The sequence below is a fragment of the Devosia sp. genome (genome assembly GCF_036676215.1).
Lineage (GTDB): Bacteria > Pseudomonadota > Alphaproteobacteria > Rhizobiales > Devosiaceae > Devosia.
Genome location: NZ_JAKFDJ010000095.1, coordinates 1 through 6,021 on the forward strand (window position 1 = coordinate 1; position 6,021 = coordinate 6,021).

Annotated in this window: 4 protein-coding genes; 1 reads left to right on the top strand and 3 read right to left on the bottom strand. The window is 63.3% G+C overall.

What is annotated here, in order from left to right; genetic code table 11:
- Window positions 1-372: 372 nt before the first annotated feature.
- The 3 genes from V6M52_RS09735 to V6M52_RS09745 are packed head-to-tail and all read right to left on the bottom strand — an operon-like array spanning window position 373 to window position 3,505.
- Window positions 373-858 (bottom strand): c-type cytochrome, encoded by a 486-nt coding sequence (locus V6M52_RS09735; protein ID WP_332700873.1) that lies wholly within the window; start codon window positions 856-858, stop codon window positions 373-375.
- Window positions 855-1,691, bottom strand: a complete 837-nt coding sequence (locus V6M52_RS09740; protein WP_332700874.1) for a substrate-binding domain-containing protein — start codon at window positions 1,689-1,691, stop codon at window positions 855-857. Before V6M52_RS09740 ends, V6M52_RS09735 begins: the two co-directional genes overlap by 4 nt.
- Window positions 1,688-3,505, bottom strand: a complete 1,818-nt coding sequence (locus tag V6M52_RS09745; protein WP_332700876.1) for a methanol/ethanol family PQQ-dependent dehydrogenase — start codon at window positions 3,503-3,505, stop codon at window positions 1,688-1,690. Before V6M52_RS09745 ends, V6M52_RS09740 begins: the two co-directional genes overlap by 4 nt.
- 702 nt (window positions 3,506-4,207) lie before the next feature.
- Here V6M52_RS09745 and V6M52_RS09750 point away from each other — a divergent pair.
- On the top strand, window positions 4,208-6,021 hold a 1,814-nt coding region (locus tag V6M52_RS09750; protein ID WP_332700875.1), incomplete at its 3' end, for a PAS domain S-box protein.

Sequence of the window (6,021 nt, forward strand, 5' to 3'; positions counted from 1 at the left end):
TCGGTTCCGGCGGGCGCGCTGCCGCGTTGTTCGTCGTCGCCATAGCTCGCTATGACTCCTCGCGCCTTGCATCGCCTCCCGCCGGAGCCGCCCAACTGTCACACTTATTTTTTCACGGCTCCTAAGCTGAATGACATGCCTCACAGCGTACCGTAGAGCCAATGTCATTTAAGCCACGAATAGAGGGACTTTTCCCCCTCAGCAATGACGAGCGCGGCTGGATTGATCACCCCTTGGGAGCCAGCTTGCAGATTGCCAACTAGTGCTGTTAAACGGCTCGTCGATGCGGATTGAGGCGGCGCGTCAGGCTGGTAACTGCCGTCCGCGATCCTGGCGTAGCGGCTTCGGCGCTACTTGGAGCTTGCGCGGGGCTTATTGCTGCGGGGGCAGGCCCGTGCTTCCCTCGGGCAGCCGGGTGTCGAGCCCGCTCAGGGAGCGGACATAGGCCGCGATCTTCCAGGCGTCGTCGTCCTGGATCTTGCCCCGGAAACTCGGCATGCCATTCGGCCTGCCATCGAGGATGGCGGCATGAATGGCGGCGGCACTGTTGCCGTAGACCCACTTCTCGTCCATCAGGGCCGGCCCTATGGCGCCCCCGCCTGCGGCATGGCAGCCGACGCAGTTGAACGAGTGATACATCCGCTTGCCTTCGTTTATCGCCATCACGTTTCCCTGGTAGGGATTGGGTGTTTTGGCAGCTGCGGCGGCGGGCACGGGCGTGCGCGGCGTCACGGCCGTGGCAGGCGGCGTGGCCCTTGCTCGGGATGCGCGACCCAAGTCGTGCTCACAGCTTGCCAGCAGCAACAAGAGCGCGGCGGCTGCGCCGTCACGGATCGCATGTGTGCCCCGTGCCATCATTTCGCTTCTCCCGGCCGGGCGCGGGCGGGCGCCTGGGGCACGCCGTAGGCGGCCAGCACCGCGTCGATATCGGCTCGCCTGCGCCCGATGGCGGCCTCGATTTCCTGCCTGAACCCGCCATCGCCATGGCGCACCGCCATCGCGATGTCGAACGCCATCGGCGGCACGCCCTGCTCCACCTGCGGCGCCACCGGGACGAATTCGAGTGCAACAGCGGCGCGCGGCGCGAAAAAGCCGGCCAGCGGCCCCCAGACGACGGCCACGTCGATCTCGCCGGCAGCGAGGGCGTCGATAATGCGGGCCGGCGGATCGGGTTCGCGGTAGTCGCCGTAAATCGTGAACCCGACCACGTTGTGAATAATGTTGCGGCCGGAAAGCGCATGGGCCGGCGGGGTATTGGCGTAGTCGTCACCGATCAGGTGCACGCCGATCTTGAGCTTGCGCAACGCGGGCGCGTCGAACGAGTCGATCCGGTCGTTGCGGTCCTTGCGGTAGACGAAAACGTAACTCGACCGGTAGTAAGGCGCCGTGGTCGAGGCCAGCTCGAACTGGCCGGGCACGCCGATCAGCAGGTCGCAGCGGCCGTCCTTGAGCGTGTTGCGCACAAAGCCGCGGCGCTGCGCCCACCAGGTGTAATGCAGCGAAGCGCCTAACTCGTCAGCCAGGATCGCGGCAATCTTGTTCTCGAAACCCTCGCCTCGTTCGTTCGAGAACGGCAGGTTGTTCGGGTCGGCGCACACCCGCAACTGGCGAGCCGGCGCGGCCGCCAGCGACCCGCACAGCAGCGCCATGATGACGATCGCGGTGCTCATGGTGGTGGCGCGCTTGCTCATGGCAGCGCGAACACGTATAGCTGGCCGCCCTCGCCCGTATGCTCGGGCAAGTCTTTCATGGCGTTGACAAAGCCCAGCGCCGCGGTTCCGTCGCGGGCGTCGAGCTCCCCGGAGACGATGGCGCCGGCCCAGCCGCCAACGCCGGACAGGATGGCCACGTACTGCTTGCCGTCGCCGCCGAGATAAGTGACTGGCTGGCCGACAATGCCGGAGTCGACCCGGAACTGCCACAAGGTCTCTCCGGTGCGGGCATGGACGGCCTTGAACCAGCGGTCCATGGTGCCGTAGAAAACCACGTCGCCCGCCGTGGCGACCGCGCCGCTCCAGACCGGGAACAGTTCCTTGATGCTCCACAGCTTGTGCGCGGCGACCGGGTCCCAGGCCGAGAATTCCCCGCGGTGCCCGCCCGGCCCGGCGAACATGTGGACCTCGGCGCCAACGTAGGGCGTGCCGGCGATGTAGTTGACCTCGGTGCCGCGGAAGTCCATGCAAAGATTATTGTGCGGAATATACAGCAGCCCGGTCTTCGGTGAGAACGCACTCGGCTGCCAGTCCTTGGCCCCGGGCGCGGCCGGGCAAATGTTGCGCACGGTCTTGCCCAGACCGGTTTCCTTCTCCTTGACCTTGTTGGGTTCGCCGGTCTTGAGGTCGATTCCTCGCGTGACGTTGACGCTCGCGTAGGTGTTGGCCGACAACACCTCGCCGGTGGCGCGGTCCATCACATACATGTGGCCGTTGCGCTCCGGCCGCACCAGCACCTTGCGCTGGCGACCTGCGACCGGCAGGTCGAGCAGGACCAGTTCATTGACGCCGTCGTAGTCATACAGGTCGTGCGCCTCGATCTGGTAGGCCCAGGCCGCCTGGCCGGTGTCCGGGTTGCGGGCAAAAATGGACAGGGTCCACTTGTTGTCGCCGGGCCGCTGGTCCGGATTCCACGGGCCCGGATTGCCCGTCCCGTAGTAAATAAGGTTCAGTTCTGGATCGTAGGAGATCCAGCCCCAGACGGTGCCGCCGCCGATCTTCCAGGCACCGGGCGGCCAGCTGCCCGCGCCCAGGTCCTTGCCCCGGTCCTTGGCATAAAAGGGCTTGAAGCCGGGGCCGAGCAGGACGTCGGCATCGGGCCCGGTACTGTAGGCCGTCCACAGCAGCGTGCCGCTGTCGATGTCGATCGCCTTCAGCCAGCCGCGCACGCCCATTTCGCCGCCGCTGTTGCCGACCAACATTTTGCCTTTGACGACCAGCGGCGCCATTGTGATGGACTCGCCCATGTTGATGTCGCCAAGGCGGGTCTTCCAGAGCTCCTTGCCGGTCTTGCTGTCGAGGGCGATGGCGTGATTGTCGAGGGTATTGAACAGGATCTTCCCGGCAGCGTAGGTGACGCCGCGGTTGACGACGTCGCAGCAAGCGACGCCCTGGGCGGCCCTTGCCGGTTCGGGCCGGTACTCCCATTTTTTGGCGCCCCCTGGTTTGCTCAGGTCAAGCGCGTAGACGACGTTGGGAAACGGCGTGACGACATACATGACCTGGTCGACGACGACGGGAGCCGCCTCGTGGCCATTGGTCTGGCCGGTCGAGAAGGTCCATGCCAGGCGAAGCTGTTTTGCATTGCTGGTGGTAATCTGGTTCAGGCCGCTGTAGCGCGTGCTTGCAAAGTTTTTTGCAGGCATGGGCCACTGGCCATCTTCCTTGTCGGACAGCCAGGTGGGAACCCGGGCGCCCGAAGGCAGCGTGGGCGGGACATAGCGCTCCAGCCGGGGGAACGCTTCCGCGGCCACTGGCTGCGGCATGCTGCACAGCAGGCATAACGCGGCCATGGCGAGCAATGCGCTGGCGCCTGCCCGCCGGCGAGGTCGTGAACTAAATGCTGCTTTGTCGTTTGCCATGGTGCACCCGCATACTCAGGTCGAGGTGCTCATTTTCGGCTCGGGACCTGTCAGTCCCTTGTTCGATATCAAACGAACGCGGGGTACCCGCACAAGCCATGTTTTCCATCTTTTCGATCCACCTGGGCCGCCACGATGCGACATTTTGGATGCAGCCGCGGGCGTTTGGAAGCTGGCGGGATTCGGGCGCACATTTTCCCTTGCACTGCTTTCGGTCATGACGTATAAGCTATCTTAGCAACTGCTCCTTTAGGTTCGAGATGAAGCTGGCGGCATACTCGGCCGTACGCTCCAGTCGGGAAGCTTGACATGACGATGTCTTCAGACCCCCTCTTCTCCTGCTCCACCCAGTGTGGCTGGCTGATCGACGGCGGCGAAATGGGGGCGCTGATCCGCTCCATGGATTGGTCGCAAACTCCACTGGGGCCGCGCCGATTGTGGCCGCAAAGCTTGTGTGCGGTATTATGCCTTTGCTTCGACTCCCCTCTCCCGTCGGCAATTGCGTGGGGACCGCAATCGGCCCTTATCTACAATGATTCCTTCCGTGCCTTTTGCGGCGTGAGTCACCCGCAATCAATGGGACGGGCCTTGAGGGAATGCTGGCCTTCGACATGGCCCACGATAAGCGAGGCATTGGAACTGGCCAGAGCGGGCAAGGCATGCTGTCTCAACGACCAACGCATCTTCCTCGAACGCGCGGGGCGTCTCGAGGAAACCTTTGTAACCCTGGCATTTAGCCCCATCCGCGATGAAAGCGCCATGGAAAGCGGCGGCGTATTCATCCAGCTTGTCGAACTGACGAAAGACCGCAGCGCCGCCGTATTGCCGGTCGTGCCCGACAGGTTTCCCCCTGCACCGGTGCAGGGCGGCATAACGGAGCCCGAAGAGCGCATCCACCAGTTGGTGGCGTCGAATATCGTCGGCGTCTTTTCCGCGGACCTGCGCGGCGGCATCAATGACGCCAATGACAAATTGCTGCACATCGTAGGGTATACGCGCGAAGACCTGGCGGCGGGAAGGATCAACTGGAAGGAAATGACGCCGCCCGAATTTCGCGAGGCGACGACGCGGGCGGAAGACGAGTTGCGCAGCGGCGGGACATGCATACCTTACCAAAAGGAGTACATCCGCAAGGACGGCACCCGCGTGCCGGTGATCGTCTGGTCGGCTCTGGTGGCCGGGGCGCCGGGGGCCGGGATCGCATTCGTGATCGACCTGAGCGAACGCGAACGTACACAGGAGGTGCTGCGCAGGAGCGAGGAACAATGGCGCGACGTGTTCGAAAATAACCCGACCATGTATTTCATCGTTGACGCATCGGGTAGCGTTATTTCGGTCAACACGGCGGGCGCCGAGCAGCTCGGTTACACAGTCGATGAACTGGTTGGCCATTCTGTGCTGCAGGTGTTCCCGGAGACCGTGCAGAGCGAGGCACGACGGCACGTCGCAGACTGCCTGGAACAGCCGGGCCGGACGGTGAACTGGGAAATCCGCAAGATCCGCAAGGATGGTTCGATGCTGTGGGTCCGCGAAACGGCGAAGGCGGTAGTGAGGGAAACGAACCAGTTGATTGTCCTGATCGTCTGCGAGGACATTACCGAGCGCGTGCAAGCGCAGGAAAAACTGCGCCGCAGCGAGGCCTTCCTGGCCGAAGCACAAAAGATCAGCCATACCGGAAGCTGGGGCTGGAATGTCTCCTCCGGCGCGGTGGTCTGGTCGGAGGAGCATTACCGGATCTTCGGCATGGATCCGAAGGCAAGCATGACGCCGACTTTCGAACAGGTCCTGCAACTGGTGCACCCTGACGATCAATTACGCATCAGGCACATCCTGGATGAGGCAATCCGGAAAGGCAGCGGATTCGACTGCGAATACCGCATCACTCCCTCCGACGGGCAAGTGAAATATTTGCAGGCAGTGGGCAAGCCCATCGTGACGGAGTCGGGCAGCATCGACGACTATATCGGCACAACCATGGACATCACAGCACGCAAGCACGCCGAGGACGCGCTGCGCCAAGCCCATGACGCGCTGGAAAAGCGGGTGCAGGAACGCACCGCCGAACTCAAGGAAAGCAATCAGCGCCTCGAGCTGGAAATCGTCGAGCGCAAGCTGGCCGAAACAGTGCTGGCGCGACGTTCGCAGGAACTGGCGCGCTCGAATGCCGAGCTCGAACAACTGGCGTATGTTGCGTCGCACGACCTGCAGGAGCCGCTGCGCATGGTGGCCAGTTACCTGCAATTGATCGAACGACGCTACCAGGATCGGCTGGACGCGGACGGACATGAATTCATCGGATATGCGGTCGACGGCGCGCATCGCATGCAGGCGCTGATCGACGATCTGCTGGCCTATTCCCGCATTGGCACCAAGCGCAAACCAATGCGGGCGGTCGACTGCGCGGAAGTAGTCAAAACGGTGATGCAGTCGCTGAGCATCGCAATTGC